General features: G+C 46.5%; 15 protein-coding genes. 10 read left to right on the top strand and 5 right to left on the bottom strand.

The window, feature by feature from the left end:
- Positions 1-15 precede the first annotated feature (15 nt).
- The 5 genes from SPB21_RS27000 to SPB21_RS26980 all read left to right on the top strand — a co-directional run bounded on the left by SPB21_RS27000 (position 16) and on the right by SPB21_RS26980 (position 6525).
- Positions 16-786: an acyltransferase gene (locus SPB21_RS27000; RefSeq protein WP_499868154.1), complete on the top strand. Its 771-nt coding sequence runs from the start codon at positions 16-18 to the stop codon at positions 784-786.
- A gap of 50 nt (positions 787-836) precedes the next feature.
- On the top strand, positions 837-1877 hold the full coding sequence (locus tag SPB21_RS26995) for a sulfotransferase family protein (RefSeq protein ID WP_499868152.1): 1041 nt from the start codon (positions 837-839) through the stop codon (positions 1875-1877).
- A 45-nt stretch (positions 1878-1922) separates the two neighbouring features.
- A complete protein-coding gene (locus tag SPB21_RS26990) occupies positions 1923-3434 on the top strand; it encodes an oligosaccharide flippase family protein (RefSeq protein WP_499868150.1) in 1512 nt (503 codons plus the stop codon).
- 435 nt (positions 3435-3869) lie between these two features.
- Positions 3870-4892 (top strand): glycosyltransferase family 2 protein, encoded by a 1023-nt coding sequence (locus tag SPB21_RS26985; protein WP_499868149.1) that lies wholly within the window; start codon positions 3870-3872, stop codon positions 4890-4892.
- Positions 4893-5025: 133 nt separating this feature from the next.
- On the top strand, positions 5026-6525 hold the full coding sequence (locus SPB21_RS26980) for a glycosyltransferase family 39 protein (RefSeq protein WP_499062205.1): 1500 nt from the start codon (positions 5026-5028) through the stop codon (positions 6523-6525).
- A gap of 299 nt (positions 6526-6824) precedes the next feature.
- Here SPB21_RS26980 and SPB21_RS26975 read toward each other — a convergent pair whose 3' ends face one another.
- Both SPB21_RS26975 and SPB21_RS26970 read right to left on the bottom strand, forming a co-directional pair.
- Positions 6825-7469, bottom strand: a complete 645-nt coding sequence (locus SPB21_RS26975) for a hypothetical protein (RefSeq protein WP_499868148.1) — start codon at positions 7467-7469, stop codon at positions 6825-6827.
- Between the two features lie 109 nt (positions 7470-7578).
- Positions 7579-8256 carry a response regulator transcription factor gene (locus SPB21_RS26970; protein WP_163663742.1) on the bottom strand — a complete coding sequence of 226 codons (678 nt, stop codon included), beginning with the start codon at positions 8254-8256 and terminating at the stop codon, positions 7579-7581.
- A 208-nt stretch (positions 8257-8464) separates the two neighbouring features.
- Here SPB21_RS26970 and SPB21_RS26965 point away from each other — a divergent pair, with 208 nt between their 5' ends.
- Together SPB21_RS26965 and SPB21_RS26960 are read left to right on the top strand one after the other, a co-directional pair.
- A complete protein-coding gene (locus SPB21_RS26965) occupies positions 8465-10027 on the top strand; it encodes a sensor histidine kinase (RefSeq protein ID WP_499868146.1) in 1563 nt (520 codons plus the stop codon).
- A 592-nt stretch (positions 10028-10619) separates the two neighbouring features.
- Complete coding sequence (locus tag SPB21_RS26960) at positions 10620-11285, top strand: hypothetical protein (protein WP_499868145.1); 666 nt, start codon at positions 10620-10622, stop codon at positions 11283-11285.
- Positions 11286-11488: 203 nt separating this feature from the next.
- Here SPB21_RS26960 and SPB21_RS26955 read toward each other — a convergent pair whose 3' ends face one another.
- Together SPB21_RS26955 and SPB21_RS26950 are read right to left on the bottom strand one after the other, a co-directional pair.
- Complete coding sequence (locus SPB21_RS26955) at positions 11489-12028, bottom strand: glycine-rich domain-containing protein (protein WP_499868144.1); 540 nt, start codon at positions 12026-12028, stop codon at positions 11489-11491.
- Entirely contained in the window at positions 12028-13074 is a 1047-nt protein-coding gene (locus SPB21_RS26950; RefSeq protein WP_499868143.1) for a DUF2207 domain-containing protein, read from the bottom strand. Before SPB21_RS26950 ends, SPB21_RS26955 begins: the two co-directional genes overlap by 1 nt.
- Before the next feature lie 216 nt (positions 13075-13290).
- Here SPB21_RS26950 and SPB21_RS26945 point away from each other — a divergent pair, with 216 nt between their 5' ends.
- Positions 13291-14601 (top strand): NB-ARC domain-containing protein, encoded by a 1311-nt coding sequence (locus tag SPB21_RS26945; protein ID WP_490793009.1) that lies wholly within the window; start codon positions 13291-13293, stop codon positions 14599-14601.
- 33 nt (positions 14602-14634) lie between these two features.
- Positions 14635-15714 (top strand): serine/threonine protein kinase, encoded by a 1080-nt coding sequence (locus SPB21_RS26940; protein WP_499868141.1) that lies wholly within the window; start codon positions 14635-14637, stop codon positions 15712-15714.
- Here the strand turns inward: SPB21_RS26940 and SPB21_RS26935 are convergent.
- Entirely contained in the window at positions 15653-16969 is a 1317-nt protein-coding gene (locus SPB21_RS26935) for an ABC transporter substrate-binding protein (RefSeq protein ID WP_499868140.1), read from the bottom strand. The genes SPB21_RS26940 and SPB21_RS26935 overlap by 62 nt on opposite strands.
- Before the next feature lie 137 nt (positions 16970-17106).
- Between SPB21_RS26935 and SPB21_RS26930 the strand changes: the two genes are divergently transcribed.
- On the top strand, positions 17107-17268 hold the full coding sequence (locus SPB21_RS26930; RefSeq protein WP_006517564.1) for a hypothetical protein: 162 nt from the start codon (positions 17107-17109) through the stop codon (positions 17266-17268).
- Positions 17269-17641: the final 373 nt, after the last annotated feature.

Below are 17641 nucleotides of genomic sequence, written 5' to 3'. Positions count from 1 at the left end.
ATCCAAAAGTCAGCCATGATATCTTCCCAACGTCAAAACCAAAGTCAAAAACGGATTGACAAGACACCCTTGAGTGAACAATTAAATCAAGGGAATGGTTCTGCATTGGCAAAATATCAGGCTAAGGTTCTAGGTAGCACAAAGCTCTTACCTTTTCTTACCTATGAGGTATTCACATTCTTCCTCAGCGATCTGCCCGGCACCTTAGGGTATTTGCTCAGGAAAAAACTCTACCCGATGCTATTTAAAGACATTGGCAGTGGAGCAATTTTTGGGAAAGGGATCGCCCTACGCTGCCCTGGTCGAATTACCCTGGGGAACGGTGTTGCCATTGACGACTATGGGTTACTAGATGCTAGTGGTGTGGAAGCAGGTATCACCTTAGGAGATAATGTCATTGTGTCTCGCAACTGCGTGATTCAAAGTAAAACCGCTGCCGTCACCATTGGTAACAATACAGATATTGGCTGCAACACCATTATTTCTTCTAGCGGTGGCATCTCCATTGGTGCATCTGTTTTAATTGCGGGTAATTGCTACATCGGTGGAGGACGCTACATCACCGATCGGCTGGATTTGCCCATGATGCAACAAGGTGTATATACCAAAGGTGCTGTCAAGATCGGTGATGATGTGTGGTTAGGCGCAGGAGCCATTGTGCTAGATGGCGTTCAAATTGGTAAGGGCTGTATTGTCGGTGCGGGTGCTGTTGTCACTAAAAACCTGCCCGACTATACCGTGGCTACTGGTGTACCTGCTAAAGCTGTGCGTCAGCGCTCCGAGTGATAGTGTTTTTCGTTTTCATTGTTGCTACTGCTTTATAAAGATCTAGCCGAATGACTAACAAGCAAAGCATTATCAATAATCTGTCCCCATCTGGAGCCCCGAGCCACACTACTGTTGAATCTCCTGTTTTTATTTTTGGCTGTCCTCGCTCAGGAACGTCCCTACTGAGTCGACTGATTGGGAGTCATCCCAGAATCGCCATCCCTTTTGAATCTCATCTCTATAATACCTTTTACCCCTGGCTCAAATATTACGGAGATCTGGGTCAGCTGAAAAATCGTGAGCGCTTGGTGGATGACATTCTTGCAACTGAGGTTATGCGAGATTGGTCACCTCGTCTTAACCGTCAAGAGGTACTAGCAACCATATCCCAGTATAACTTTCATGGAATTGTGGACGGCATTCTACGAACGTGGACCCAGGCCCAGGGTAAACAGCGTTGGGGAGAAAAGACGCCTGCACATCTTTTTTATTGGCGTGAAATTTTGAGTGCGTTCCCCAAGATGCAAGTTTTACATATTGTGCGGGATGGTCGGGACGTGGCTCTGTCCTGGGAAAAAGCACGCTTTGGTCCCAAGCATATGTATCCACTGGCCCAAAAATGGAAGCAACATCTTGAAGTTGCTTCCGTCCTTAAAGCAGAACTGGATAATGGCTCTTTTTTGGATGTGAAATACGAAGAACTCTTGCAAAAACCCGAAAGTGTTGTGCGTAAGATCTGCACTTTTCTGAATGAAGAGTTTTCTCCTGAAATGCTTTCCTTTTATAAAACAGATACAGCTTATCCCACGGATCGTAATAATCAGAAAAATCTGTCTAAACCACCGCTAGTTAGTAACATTGGCAAATGGCGGCTTGAAATGACAGCGCGACAGCTCCATATTTTTGAAGCAGTGGCTGGGACTACCCTTGAACAGTATGGCTATACACCACAACTAAGCCAGCCACGTGTATCAGCTCTAGAAGCCATGCGATTTCGATTTCTGGAGCATCCACCTCGAAAGATCCTGGCTATGTTGAAAAATAGGAAAGGTCATATTGATGGTCTGCGCAGGCTGCAGATTTATTGCCGTCTCAGATTAGGGTTATAGCAATATCATAGGAGATTTTTTCTAGTTAACCACGGGAGATAGGGCTTGGCTCAGATAAATACCACTTTTAATAAGCTGATTAAGGGCGCTGGGTTATCCTTCCTGGGCCAAGTTATCAGTACTGGTTTGAAGTATCTGACTCAAGTGCTGCTCGCTTGGTTAATGGGTGCAGAGGTCTTTGGACTGTATACCTTAGGTATTATTATCTATCAATTGGGAGAACTGTTTCCCAGGATGGGTCTAGAAACAGGCGCAATTCGCTACGTTTCAATTCATCACGATCAACACGATCAGAGACGACTGAAAGGTGTGTTGCTCCAGGCTCTGGGCTTTCCCTTGATCAGTGGGCTCGTTTTTGGGGCAGCTCTATTTTTGGTTGCTGAGCCTGTTGCTCAGATTGTTTTTGGACAGCCCGAGCTTGTGCCTGCCCTACAGGCTTTTGCAGTAGCGCTTCCATTTGGAGCTAGCATGACAGCTGGTGTCTTTGCCACCACTGGATTTCAGACAGCCACTTACAAGGTTTTTATTTGGGAAGTCTTACTGCCATTACTGAATTTGGTGTTGGCGATCGCCTTATTTTATATGGGCTGGGGACTTCGAGGCGCTGCTATGGCATGGACGTTAGCACTCATTGTTTCGCTGCTAGCCACTCTCAGTGTTTTGCAAAGACTTTGCCCTGTTCTTTTCAAACAACGGCCTCGTCCTATTTTTGAGAGCAAAAAGCTATTAGCTGTTTCTATCCCACTGTCATTGGGGAGTTTTCTGTGGCTGATTATGCTGTGGACGGATATTCTGATGCTGGGATATTTTCGCCCGCCCGCTGAGGTTGGTATTTATCGAGCCGCATCCCAGACAGCATTGCTAATGACGCTGTTCACCCGATCGCTAGTAACTATCTTCACCCCGATGATTGCCAACCTTTACAGCAGCGGCAAACTAGAGGAGTTGGATAAGCTTTTTTGCGTGGCTTCTCGGTGGAGTTTTTCGTTGACACTGCCTCTCTTTTTGAGCGTAGCAGTGATTGGCGAAGATATTCTAAAAGTATTTGGTCAAGAATTTGGAATTGGCTGGCTGCCCCTGATTATTCTTGCTGCTGGCCAGTTGGCAAGGGCTGGTCCTGGAGGATTTTCTATGCATATTTTATCCATGTCAGGCCATCAAAATCTCAAACTTATGGGAGATATTGTATTAGCCATCACTAATATTGGCCTGAACATGGTTATGATTCCCCGATGGGGTCTGATGGGAGCAGCGATCGCAACAGGCATCAGCATTCTGGGGGTTAACCTATTACGTGTCTTGCAAGTGTATTCTGTGTTAAAAATACATGGGTTTCAGTGGGGATATCTTAAGGTGATTACTGCGGGAGGTATTTCTCTATTATGCGGTATTGGCATCAACGCTGGACTTGCAGGGTGGTCCACTTTAACAAGGGTGAGCTGCACTTTAGGCATAATTGTGACCCTTTATACAGCATTGGTGCTGACGTTCGGTCTGGAAAGTAGCGATCGCACAATGCTTAACCAACTGCAACAAAAGCTAGGCTTTAGTAAATAGTTGTTAGCGTTATTTTCCTGACAAAAGTCAGTGAGTTTAGCTGCTGATATATGCCGTAAAGCTGTCTGAGTTTACGGTTAGAATCTCTGTAGAACATGTGCAAGTGTGGAGAAACCATAAACCTCTCAATTACTTGTAAAGATTACGTAAAACGTACATGTTTCTCAGTAGAGATACGCATCTCCTAGGTATTCTATAAGCAGGATGATGGTCAGTCAGTAACAGTGTCTCTGTTTTATTAAGTACTGACCTGGTGATATTTAAATCAATATTTGACCTTTTTGCTTCTGGACTAGGGCAAAAAGAGCTGTCTTTTATTGTGATTTCTGTAGCTACTCGGCTTTTCTATTTTCGTTACTCAATTAGTTTCCTGGATATTCTCAATTTATTTTTAGACTGCGGTTATATCATTCGCTAAGTTTGAGGATTTACACTATGGTCTCTTCGGTTTCTGTGCATCCCAATGTCCTGTCGAACAATTTTTTGTCTGAGCAACCGGCAGTATCTGAGGAGACCCTATATCTGTCTGTAGTCATTCCCATTTATAACGAATTTGACAACCTGCCTACGCTCATTGGGCAAGTCTCAACCGTCCTAGATCAAGAAGCATATAGCTATGAAATTATTTGTGTTGATGATGGGTCTAAAGACGGCTCAACTCAACGGTTAAAAGATCTTTCCCAAACCCATGGGCAACTGCGCGCCATTATCTTTCGCCGCAACTATGGACAAACAGCGGCCATGGCGGCTGGGTTTGAATATGCCCAAGGTCAAATAGTTATTACTTTAGATGGCGACCTACAAAACGATCCACAAGATATTCCTCGACTATTAGAGAAAATGAAAGAGGGATATGACCTCGTGAGTGGTTGGCGTAAACAGAGACAGGATGCTGCCTTAACACGCCTTCTCCCTTCAAAAATTGCTAATTCGTTAATTGCGAAGGTGACAGGCGTTAAGCTCCATGATTATGGTTGTTCTCTCAAAGCCTATCGAGCTGAACTAGTTTCAGATCTGAAGCTGTATGGAGAATTGCACCGTTTTTTGCCTGCATTAGCATTTATTGAAGGTGCCAGAATCACAGAAATTCCCGTACGGCATCATCCACGCCGTTTCGGGCAGAGTAAATATGGCTTAGGCAGAACATTTCGAGTCATGATGGATCTGCTCACCGTCTATTTTATGAAAACCTTCTTGACCCGTCCCATGCATGTATTTGGGGTTTTGGGGATGACATCATTGTCAGTTGGGTCTTTTCTGGCAATCTATCTCGTATTTCTTAAATTTATTCTCAACCAGGCCATTGGTGATCGTCCTCTGCTGATGTTGGCTGTGGTTTTATTTCTCTCAGGTATACAGCTATTCTGTTTTGGGCTACTGGGTGAATTGCTGATGAGAACATATCATGAGTCTCAGAATAAGCCCATTTATCGTATTCGCGATAAGGTTAGCTTCTAATTTTTTGTGGCTATTGTGTTGACTAATCAACACTTTCCCAACATTCTACTTAGGGGATTGGTTCAATTTGAGCATGATTTCGAAGAACAGCGTGTCAGACATCTCAATCATTCTGTTTAGGGGAGATATTTAGATGAAGCTTGATCAAATCAGCCCTGTTGAGAAGACCTATCAGAATACTAGGCCTAATATTCAGCAATGGTTGCCGATCACGCTATTGATGCTCCTAGCGACAGTTCTATATTTTTATCGCATTAATGCAGAGGGGCTGTGGCTGGATGAGCTCAGTAGTATCGAAGATTCTCAGCTACCGGCCATCCAATCTGGTAGAAACTTGTTAAGGCCGCTTTACTACATATTGCTGACGGGATGGAAACAGTTTGGCAGTAGTGATGCCTGGTTGCGTAGTCTGTCGGTGGTTTTTGCGATCGCATCCATCTTTTTAATCTACCGATTAGGATCTCGGCTTTTAGGAAAAGTAGAAGGGGTGGCAGCAGCAGCTTTTTTAGCCTTTTCTCCCTTATTTATTAACCACGTCCAAGAAGTCAGAATGTATGTGCTATCTGCCTGTTTGGGGATAGCGGGCACATGGTATTTGGCTAAAGCCCTGATGGAAGAACCCACAGATAAAACAGGGGCTCCCAGCCATGTATCCCTGGCTGCCTGGTGTATATTTCGTTGGTTGGCAATTTTGGCTGTGCCGCTCAATGTGGTGCTATTGTTGCCCGATGTTGTCATCTATGGTTTGCGCTTCCGCCAGCAGCGGGCTGCATTGATCCGCTTTGCAGGCTGGCTAGTCTTGATACTTGTCTTGTGGTCGCCCTTTGTTTTATCTGTTTTTCAAGCCATTGCTCCAGACTCTACCTATGCATCACACCATCCTGGGCGCAATCCTCCAGGGTTAAGCAATGTGGTACGCACCCTGAAGTTCTGGACGGTGTGGCCATTTTCAGTGCAGAGTGATGCGATCGCATCTTCGTTTTATAGGTTCTTCACCTTTCTATTAGCAGGATTGATTGGTCTAGCCCTTTTCCAAAAGCATAAGTCCCCCCAGGTTTTGTGGGCAGCTGCCTGGTTTGCCTTGCCATTGCTGCCGATTTTAGCCTTTTCTTATATATCGATCCCGATTTGGGTCAATCGCTATCTTGTTTTTGTTAGTCCTTACCTATTTCTCCTGTTAGCGGCTGGGTTGAGCCGACTATGGCGACAGTGGCGGCTTGCAGCCATAGTTGTCAGCCTGGCTTATCTAATCGCCGTAAGCGGCGGATTGGTGCGCTATTACACTGTGCAAGATCGACCTGATTATAAGTTTATTGTTGAAACCATTGAACAATATGAGCAACCTGAAGATGTGGTTGTGTGGTCTCTCTTTGCTCGAAAGCTCGTCTTGAACCATTACTACCAAGGGTCTTTAGAGATCTATTCAAATAAGAGTCGTGGCGTCAAAAGTGAGGCTGAAATCGGCCAGTGGTTGGATAATTTTCCAGATGCGCCGACTCGACTATGGCTAGTTTTAAAGGTGAAGGAGCAAGACTATCCCAACTTTGAGCAGCAAATTAAAGCACAATACAATGTAGAAGAGACTTTCGCATATGAACAAGGCTCTAAAGTATTATTACTGACCCAACGCTAGCTTACTTTGGAGCTTGCCCTGTTGAAAAGGCAAGAGAAAAAAGTACAACATATTTTTCCATAAAAAACGGTAGAGATCCAAGCCAATAATCTCTACCGCCTTTTGTCAAGGAAGCATCCTAAAGGAAGCACCCTGAATGTCCTGTCATATCAAATCCGAATCCATTAAACCCAATTAAAATGGACAACCCTGTAGGGGCACTCCCTTGTGCGGTTCGGCTGAGCTCACCGTCGAAGCCATGCCCTGCGATACCGAGCACTATCAGTCAGGATTGCCTAGAAGATCGGTGTCCGAGTGATTTAGAACTCGTTTACGGCACAGGCGGCCAAATTGGTTTCGATTTGCTGTAGCTGTTCTGGGGTAAGAACCTGAAGCACAGCCTGTTCATATTCTGCTTCTGCGGCTTCAATACTGGCTGCTTGCTCAGCGTTGGGCTCTGGCATGGTAGCCTCTACTTCGGCGTCTAGCTGTTCTTCAAGCACTTCAACCTGCTGCTGTTGCTCAGGTGTCAAAATGCTCTGAAAGTTGCGATCGTATTCTTCTGCGATCATGTCTAATGCTGCCTCCTGATCTGCTGAGAGGGCAGGATCCTCTTCTATTTCTAGCTCAGGAGCGACGCTAGCGACGCTTTCGTCAACCCAGGCATTGAGCTGACCCACTTGCTGTTCCTGTTCAGGTGACAACATTGATGAGACTTGCTGTTCGAAAGTTTGTTCCAGTTGTTCCAATTGCGCCTCTGACTCAGGCGTGGCAGGCATAATGGACTCAATTCTATCGTCCAACTGCTCTTCTAATGCTAGCAATTGCACCTGTTGGTCCTCGCTCAGTTCAATCCCCTCGAACTCGTCTGGACAGACCAATTCCTCAGCTTGCACTTGACGAACTAAAGGCATTGCCACAAGTGAGAGTGTGCCTAGTAAAACAGACAAAGTTTTAAGTTTCATAATCTTTTGGAAATCAAGATTTCCTTGAGGCTACGTCACCCACTCTAAAAAACAGTTTGGAAGAATCTAGGGAATAATTCGGGTAGAAATCGGTTAGTGGCTGTAACCCCTATGATTGCTTTAATCGATAGCCCACTCCATGCACGGTTTCAATGAAATCTGCGGGAGCACCGGCTTTTTTCAACTTTTGGCGTAGGCTTTTCAGGTGGGATTTGACGGTTTCTTCGTCAGGTAGTGCATTGGTTGCCCAGCACTGATCAATCAAGACGGATCGACTTAAGACTCGTCGGCCACTGCGTAAAAATAGTTCCAGGAGGCTGAATTCTTTGGGTGTTAGTTGGAGAGGAGAGCCATCGTAAAACACTTCATGGGTGACTGAGTCGAGCTGGGCCTGTCCCCACACCAGCATTGTGCCAGTGTCATTCAAAGTGCCACGCCGCAATAACGCCCGTAATCGGGCCAGCAACTCCAGTAAGTCAAAGGGTTTAACCACATAGTCATCTGCCCCGGCATCTAAGCCAGCAACTTTATCAGTGTTGGTATCGCGAGCGGTCAACATCAGGATTGGCAAACGTCTGCCCGTTTCTCGTAGCCGTCGACATAAGTGGATGCCGTTGATTTTGGGTAGCATGACATCCAGTACCATCAAGTCATAGGTTAAGTCAGTTGCCTGAATCCAACCCATTTCTCCATCCGTTACCCAGTCCACTACGTACCCTTCATCGGTGAGTGCTTCATTCAATCCCTCACCTAGCTGTAGGTCATCTTCGACTAAGAGAATGCGCATGGGAAAATGTTGCCAGTGAATTACTCGGCGTTGCTGATCCTTGGTACGAATAAGCTGTGAGGTTCAGAGTCATCACAGCTCCGACGGGATGTCCCCAATCAACAACGACCCTTACTCTGACTATAACGACGGTTAAATCGCGCTGTCTAGATTATGGTGGATCCTGCAAGCTTAAGTTTCAAGGTAGGGGTCTGCCCCCTTCTGTCCGATGAATCGTTCTCGCACTCAGCAATGGCTAACAGTAGGATTTGGTGTTGCGATCGCAACGCTACTAGGGACTGCCTTGCTGGCGCGTAATGCAATTGTCGGTCGAGTTAATCCATCTGACTGGGTGGAGGTGGAGGGGAATGAATATGCCTATTTAAATGGCTTGTTAGTTGCGATCGCAGAAGCGGAAGCCAGTCATCGTTCTTATCTTAATACAGGTGAGGAAGAAGCGTTAGAACGCTATCAGAGCAAGCTTGAACTGATTAATAGTTATGTTGAAGAGCTAGATGCAGAGCATGAAAATTTAGAAGACACAGAGGCCGCCTTTGAAGAAGATTTAGTGTATCGAGAAGCCTTAGAACGGTTACGGGTTGCCACTGAAACCCATATTCAAATTTTAGAAGACGGCATTGAACAATACGACAATGGACAACTGGACCTAACCGCGCAACTAGACATTGCCCAGCAAAGCAGTGAAGTTCGCGTTGATGCCCATCTGGCGATGCAGGCATTGTTAGACGAGGGCAGCGCCGCACTACAGTGGGAAATGGCAGACACCAGCGTCAGCATCAATAATGATCTTTGGTTGACAGGGCTGGTAGCTGGCTTTGGTGTGATTCTCTTGAGCATTTTGTACGGCTGGCTGCTGCAAACCCTCAAGCAGCACCAGCAAACCCTGTTAACACAGCAACGAGAGACAGAGACGCTCACCCATAAGCTTCAAGCTAAAACAAATGCCTTACAAAATACAGAAGAGATTTTAACCACTGAGCTTAACCGTCGCCAGGAAATCGAAACCACCTATAAAGAGATTGAACAAGCCAAGGAATTAACCGATCTAAAACTTAATTTCTTCTCCCTGGCCTCCCATGAGCTAAGAACTCCCTTGAGTGCCATTTTGGTCTCTGCACAATTGTTAGATAACCGCAATGTAGCCTGGTCTGAAGAGAAACGTTCCCGTAATCTTAGACGCATTCAGTCTGCCGCGAAGACCATGGCACAGCTGTTGTCAGATATTTTACTACTGACCCGAGCTGAAGCAGGCAAGCTAGAATTTAACCCTCAAACAATTGATTTACAATCTTTTTGCGAACACCTGGTCGAGGAAGTCAAATTTAATACCCAGTCGCAGCACCATATTTTAGTACAGCAAAAAGGGACCTATGACGAAGCCTTTCTAGATGAGAGATTATTACGCGCTATGTTGATGAGCCTATTGACTAATGCCATCAAATATTCACCCCCAGAAAGTGAAATTCAACTTAATATTTGGGGTGAACACAGTCGAACTCGGTTTCAAGTCAGCGACCAAGGTATTGGCGTTCCAGCCGCCGACCAGCAACACCTGTTTGACTCTTTCCATCGAGGCCAAAACGTAAAATCATTGTCTGGCAGTGGCTTAGGACTAGCCGTTGTCAAAAAATGTTTAGAACTCCACGGCGGCAAAATTGAAGTAGAAAGTCAGGTAGGCGTTGGCACAACCTTTTCTGTAGATATGCCCTGGGTAGAAGATAGCGAACAGCTATCTGACATGGCCCCATCATCGCCAGAGTATAACAGTTAAAAGACGTCTATACTTAAAGCCAATCTAGTGACGGATACTGAACCTTAATAATCGACTTAGCCGTAACCGTCTCCCAACCCAAAATAGTTGCCACAAGCAATTACCCTGTCGGGGAAACGCCAATATGCCCAACTAGGATAGCTAATATGCTTCTCACAAGGAGAGTTTAGGATCCCTGCGAACAGCTACTGTGTAAACATCTCTAGCAGATAATACCCTAGAAGTCAGGCCTGCCACTAAATTGGCCCTCATCCTAAATCCTTCTCCCTGAGGGAGAAGGACTTTGAGCTCAGGCCTTCCTTATCCTTAAGGGAGCAAGCGCTTAAGGTATGATGATGAGGCTACGTCTAGGAGAAGAGAAACCTCCCACTGGAGATCAAAGGGATTTGTACAGATATCACTCCTTTTTGTGTTTATGAATTATTTTTGGCATTCCACCAAATGAAACGTTTATTGTTTTTGATCGGTCGTGCATTTTTTGGCGTTTCAATTATGAGTGATGGGATCTTAGCCTCTAAGAAAACTGTTGGCAACAATACTGAAAGCGTCCTTACAATGAAAAAGTTCATAATTAGGATAATTTCAAATAGTTATGTGGAAGAGTGGAAGAGGAGATTTTGGTGTTTCCCAGTCATTGAATTTCATTAAGGCTTCAGCGACTGAGATTGTAGCAGTTCTTAATCAGATGTCTCATACCAATATTAGCTATCATGAGTATGGACAGCCGATTAATGTCAGTAGCAATTCTTTGTATTTGCTATATCAACTTAGAGATTGTGAATGGACAACCTTTGAATGCATTCGGGAAAAAAGGGATTTTAGTATAAGTCCCTGGGTACAGACTTTGGTAAAAGAGCTTAAAACAGATGGAATATCCTACTTCTGTAATAATACAACAGAATCGGCAGGATACGAGTGGTTCAATAAAAGCCAAGTGATAGAGGAGTTTTCTTACCCTAATTCCTCGATGAATGGAAAGTTGGTAGGCCTCAGTGAGGCCGAAGTCGAAAAAGTATTTCTAGAAGCAGAAAATGCAGTAGATAGTTTTCTAAAGTCGAAGAATATATTGGCTCTTCACGACACATGGTCAGGTCAAGCTATTAATGAGCGTGAAGATTTATCGCATGATTATCAAATTGATTTCATAAGTTCTGGGTATCCTGGATTTACCCTTGATGCAAATGACTTTGAACAGATCTACCTTGTTGAATTCTCTGACAGTTCTCTACAGGCTAATGCATTAAGGGGTATGGCATAAATTTTGAAGAAAGGGTGTCAAGAGCTGTTTACTTATTAGCAATAATTTACGAACTCATTCTTAGACACTTCCGACCAGAGGTAAAGTCTTGAGTCTTGAGCACCTCTATCATCTTATTTGTTAGTATCTTGAAAAGATTGTCGAAACTAAGATCACCGCGAAGCCAAGAATCTGACAGAACGACGCGATATACCCCACAATAGTCATCTAACCCACCGTAAACATCGCCTTAACTCTAGCTTAGGCAACAGCCAATTCCTCTGCAAATTCACCCTTACAAACTCCAACTCTTGCCCAAACCGCTCCCCCGGTTCAGGCCAAATATCCCTAGGCGGCTCCTCACCAAACAATTGCCTATAGCTAGCCAACTTACGCGAATACCAATCCAAAAACTTGTCATGCTCAACACCTCCTCCCTGAGTTGGTTCATGGTGCAACGACATTTGTAAAACATTGGGACAAAAATCCTCCCAATATGAGCGCGTGTAGGTGAGATGTAAATGCCACACCTGATCCACCTGGTCAGACGGTGTTACCGGATGTCCAGCAACGACCGCCAAAAACGCAAATCTCTTATACTCTTCAATTACTCTGCACGTGTACTTAAATGACCAACAATTTTCCTGGGCGAGACGCTGACTAAACGAAAATTGCGCACCTGGTTGATCCAGAGAATAGATCTGAAGCCGGTTATAAAGCTCTGCTTGTTGAGAATTCATCCGTAGCTGTTGAGTTGTATGCATTAACCACCTCCTCCACAGCCGCCGCCGCCGCAACCACCGCCGCCGCAACCACTACTGCCACCGCTGCCACCACTGCCATCGCCACCATAGTAGCCACCCCACACAGTAGTATGGGACCTCGAAGCCGACTTACGAGGAATGGTTTGATTAAACCTGCGATCGTAGTTGCAATTTTGGCAGACGTGTCTAATTTCTCTTGTCCCTCGCCTAGATCGGGTTGATTTCTGCACAACTCGATTAGTTCGTTTCAGAGTCATCTGGCCACAATTGGGACAACGTTTTCTAATCGCTACAATGCTGCCAAAAACACCGAGCACAAAGATTGCTGGCACTGCCCAGCTAAAGAATGGAGCCCAAGATGACTGCTTGATGCTCCAATAATCTGTCTGGGCCTGTGGGATATTTAACGCGCTGGTGGGGAATTCGAGCCGAATATTCAAAAACTGTTGTGGTGCCAGAGGGCCACTGGTCACAAACTCATAGGTGGTGAGATTGAGTTTACGATCGCGACTCGCCACCCCTTCACCCTGAAAACTATTCACTTGATCGGCTAACACCTCTGGCACATGCAGCGTTACGTTACCGCGATTAATGGGAGCACTCCGCTCAGGAAAGAGAGCATTCCAATAAAGCTGGCTACGGTTTCCTTTGACCTGAATACCCCCCACAACACGATATTGAAGTACAAAAGTATGGGCAGCAGGAGCATTCAAGGAATGTTGCCAACGAATCCAATAATCATTATTGCGGCGACCCGTTTGAACCGTTAACGGTTCATTGTTTTCATAAACCGCCACATCTGTGATGCTATCAATCCCTTCTAAGGGAATATAGCGATAGCGTTCGTTGCTGTGGGGTTGGGTAAATACATACTTTTGAGTTTCTGTTACTAATAGGTCACCATCCGCTTCCAGGGCCATATCCACATCAATGGAATCCCAAAAAAACGGTGTGGCTGCCTGGGCCAGGCTGATACTAAAACAGAGAACACAGGTAAAGATGGCGGCGCATAATCGCCAACCCGCTCTTCGTTTAACGGCAATCATAAGCTCATTCCTCTTGGTGCATGACCTCAGATTAGGAGCGTTGATTGTTGGTTAGAGGCTATTGCTGGTTATGGATTAGGTTATGAAGTGTTGGGGAGTAGGTCTTGCCCTGAGACTGTCAAAGGGGTTTCAACCTGAATGTTGGGACTGATGGTGTATAGATGCATATCGCTGAAGACGATCGGGTAATATCATTCATAGTTCGTTGTCCTATCGATGGCTACAGAACAGCTTTTTGCCCAAGCGGCGGCACAGTGGAATCTAGATCAGCTTTATGGGGATTTAGCAAAAGCTAAGTCAGAACTAATGCCCCATAAGCGTTATGGGCTGACGGATTTAGAGAAAACGCGACTGCGGGGCCTACTGCTGAGGTATAGCCCAGCGGAAATCTCTGACCATGAGGGGATTGAAGCGCGTACGGTGGAAGTGGCCTTAAGCCAGGGACTGTATCGCTATGTGGAGCAACTGACGGGTCGCGATCGCAATGCCCTAGAAAGCTGGCGTGACGTCGCCCATTGGCTCGAAGCAGCAGGTTACCGCACTACCCAAGTGGCCATTAACTGGGACCAAATGCCAGATGTCCCGGTCCTCTATGGTCGTCAGGTAGAGCTAGATCAGCTCCAACAATGGATGTTAGGCACATCAGCCTGCCGATTTGTATCCATTATTGGTCCCGTGGGGATGGGCAAAACATCCCTCGCCATTACCCTGGCCAAGGCAGTGCAAACTCAGTTTGATGGGGTTATTTGGCAATCCCTGCGGCATCGACCTACCCTCGATAATGTTCTAGGTCAGTGGCTGAATGAACTACCAGACGATGTGATTCCCCATTCAGATGAATGGTATGACCAGCTCAGCGCTCTAATGGTTTACCTGCAACAGCACCGTTGTCTGGTGGTACTCGATAACTTAGAAAGTATTCTCAGCAGCGGCAGTCTTGTCAGTGAGTATGCACCAGACTACAGCAACTATCGCGAGCTATTAAAGCGTCTGGGCGAACAGCCTCACCAGAGCTGTATCGTGGTCACCAGTCGTGAACGTAACCGCGAACTTGCCGGGTCGAGGGCTGCCAATAGTCCTGTTCGTTATTTAGAATTAGGGGGGCTAAAGTACGATGATGGGGCGCAGCTCTTAACTGCAGAACGGCTACCCGCCTCAGGTAAGCCCCATTGGAAAGGCCTGATCAACCAGTATCGGGGGAATCCACTGATGCTGAGAATTGTCGCCATGACTATTCAGGAGTTGTTTGATGGCGATGTGGATCGCTTCCGCAGACATGGCAGAACCATGTTTGGCGATATTAAATATCTCATCGATCAGCAGTATGAGCGTCTGTCCGAAGCAGAACAAGATATTCTGGGGCAGCTGGCTGAAAAAGCAGAGCCCATGTCCATTGAAGACATCAAACATCCTGATGGACTCGCTGCCATCAGTGCTCTCCTAAGTAAATCCCTGATTGAAAAAAGCCCCGCTGGTTTTACCCTGATTCCCGTGGTGATGGAATATGTGCGTGAGCAGCTACCCTAAGACCCGATCGGACATTACCGTCCTGAATCACCCATGAGCTATTGCATTAACCCCCGGTGTGGCCATCGCGATAACCCCGACGGGCTGTCCCACTGTAAGTCGTGTCAAACGCCTTTATTGATAGAAGGTCGTTATCGCCTGCTGCGACCGCTGCGGGAGTTAGATGAATGGGAACCGTCTGAGGTGTTTGAAATTGATGACCAGGGCCAGACAAAAGTGCTTAAGGTGCTCAAAAAGAAAATTTTGCAGCCCCTGTTTGAGCGCGAAGCTGCTACGTTGCAAACCCTGAAGCATCCGGGTATTCCTCAGGTAGACCCCGATGGCTATTTCTCGTTAGAGATTGAAGGGCGACAGCTGTATTGCTTGGTGATGGAGAATATCCAGGGGGTGAACCTGGATAAATGGTTACAGCAGCATGGCCCCATCGATCAAGCTCAGGCCATAGATTGGATCAGACAGCTGGTGGATCTGCTGGCTCAGCTCCATAAGGAAGAACTTTTTCACCGGGATATTAAACTAGCCAACATTATGCTGCGTCCCACGGGTCAGCTGGCCCTGGTGGACTTTGGCACAGTCCGCCCCATGACCAGCACCTACTTTGCCAAAGTGGCCGGTCAGCGAGATATCACCAGTGTGGTGTCACCGGGATATACCCCCCTGGAACAGATCAATGGCCGTGCCGTGCCTCAGTCTGACTTTTACGCCCTGGGTCGCTCCTTTGTATATCTGCTAACTGGCAAACATCCCATTGATTTACCCGAAGATGACACCACTGGGCGACTTACCTGGCTGGATCAGGCAGCTCAGCTAGATGCCTGGTTTGTCCAACTGCTGGATGACATGATGGCCCCCTTCCCAGGGCAGCGTCCCCTCAACGCTGAGGTTCTCCTGGCGCGGCTGAATAATCCTTCTCTAGTTCAGCAAACCAGAGATGACGGTGAGAAAACCAAAATTCGTTGGCTAATGGCCATCAACATAGGACTGTTGCTATTGCAACTGTTTGTGGGTTGGCAATGGTGGTCTGCACGTCAGCGCATGACTGAGCAAACCTCTAATCGCCCTGAGATACTGGGCGTAGCAATTTTTCCGTCTCAGCTTGGGCCCACTTCATAGCGGTTTCGGCGGACTGTTGTCCGCTTAAAACATCGCCCAGGGCTGTTTGCAAAATTTCTGAGGCGGCTCCGTATTCTTTGATAAAGGGACGAAATGTGGATGAATTTTCCAGGTAGTCCAGTAGCTGGGGCATTTGTGGGTATTTCGCTACAATTTCTGGGTCTTGGAATAGGCTGGCGCGACTGGGCAAAAAGCCGGAGGCGAGAACAAATTGTTTTTGGGCGGCTGCACTGGTGAAGTACTTGATGGCTGTCCACGCTTCCTCAGGGTGGGCGGCATTTTGGGCAATGCCAAACCCCCAGCCGCCACGACACCCTATGCCAGGGGTGTTATTGAAAGCAAAGGGGAGTGAGATCGCAACCTTCCCAGCCAGGTCCGACTGCTGTATCTCTTCCCAAAAATAGGGCCAGCCCCTCAAAAATACGGTTTGTCCCTCCAAAAACCGTTGGAGCCCATCTTTTTCGGTGTAAGTAATCACCTCATCAGGTGAGATCCTCTGTTGAATCAGCTGTTTTAATAGGTTGGCCGATGCGATCGCTTGGGGCGTATCTAAACCCACATTGTCCGTTTCTGGCTCAATCCATTGAGCCCCCAGACCATCCATGACCTCTGCAAAATTCGCGATTAAGCCTTCATAACGACTGCCCTGCCACAGGTAACCCGTATTGATAGAGGATTTAAGCGTGTCCACAGCCTGGGATAATTCATCCAGAGTTTGGGGCAATGTCATGCCTGCCTGTTTAAGCAGATCTTGGCGATAGTACAAAACCCCAACATCTGCCCGCATGGGTAAGCGATACAGGCTGTTATCTAGCTGCCCCGCTGCCACGTCACTGGCTAAAAAATCTGACAAATCTAGGTGGTCTTTCTGGACATAGGGGGTTAAATCCCGTAAATGCTCTGCAAACTGTAGTGGCCAGACGATATCCATATACACCAGGTCGTATTGGGCGACACTGGCTTGAAAATCAGCGGTGTAGATGGCTTTGCGCTGGTCCGTGGTGTAGCCAATCTCTAAATCGGTAACCAGGTGAATGCGAATATTGGGGTATTTCTTTTCAAAGCCGGTGATGACAGTTTCCCAAGGTTGCACCTCATCTTGGGGAACTACAAACGAAAGTTCTGTGGCGGGTGGTTTTGGCCAGGTCACCCCCCACAACAACAGACATAGCACCTGTGCCGCTATGGCCAGTATGAGCAGCTTAAACCATCGTTTTGTCAGGCTTTTAGAACGCACGTTAATACCATCAACCACATAGGCGTCTCTATCATAAGGGGATGACGCTAGGGCCTGTCTGGTTTTCGGTAATCACACTAAATTCATAACGACAGTTATGGCGCTCCTGATTGGCAGCTTTTCTACGATGCACAGGTCAGTCGAGGAAGCCTTGCATGGATATTCGATGGAGATTTGTCTTCGGTAAATTTTTTGTGTGGTTAGCAGCAGAAATTGTGTTGTCAATGCTGGGGATCGATGACTTAGCAGACTATAGCGAGTTTCTTTTTGATAGGAATGTACCTGTGCTGATGGCTCAAGAATTGGAACTGCACTAAGGGATATTTGGTTTAGATCTGACAATTTTGGGGCGGTGGGTGATGAGTCCGCTTTAATTCATAACTTTGGTTATGAACTGCATAACCTTCTTTACCTTTACCGTATATCCACATAGCAAATGCACTGGCGGTCAACTGCCAATTTGCGTCCTCCGTATCTATGGGCCATATCTGTCCCTAGCATCTACCCAATAACATCCCCGGTTCAGGTTTTCGTTGCCATTGGCAGCTGACCCTTTCACTAACATTGAGCAAGTGACGTTGATCAAGTGATATCGGGTTTTCTGGCGGCAGGACGCAAAGTGCTAATCAACTGACCATCCTTTGGATAACGCGCTAGGGATGGTCGTTGATTTTCTTTTTTGTGATTTCT

Source organism: Leptothoe sp. ISB3NOV94-8A, assembly GCF_043421595.1.
Taxonomy (GTDB): domain Bacteria; phylum Cyanobacteriota; class Cyanobacteriia; order Phormidesmidales; family Phormidesmidaceae; genus Leptothoe; species Leptothoe turfae.
This window is presented reverse-complemented; position numbering and strand designations above follow the sequence as displayed.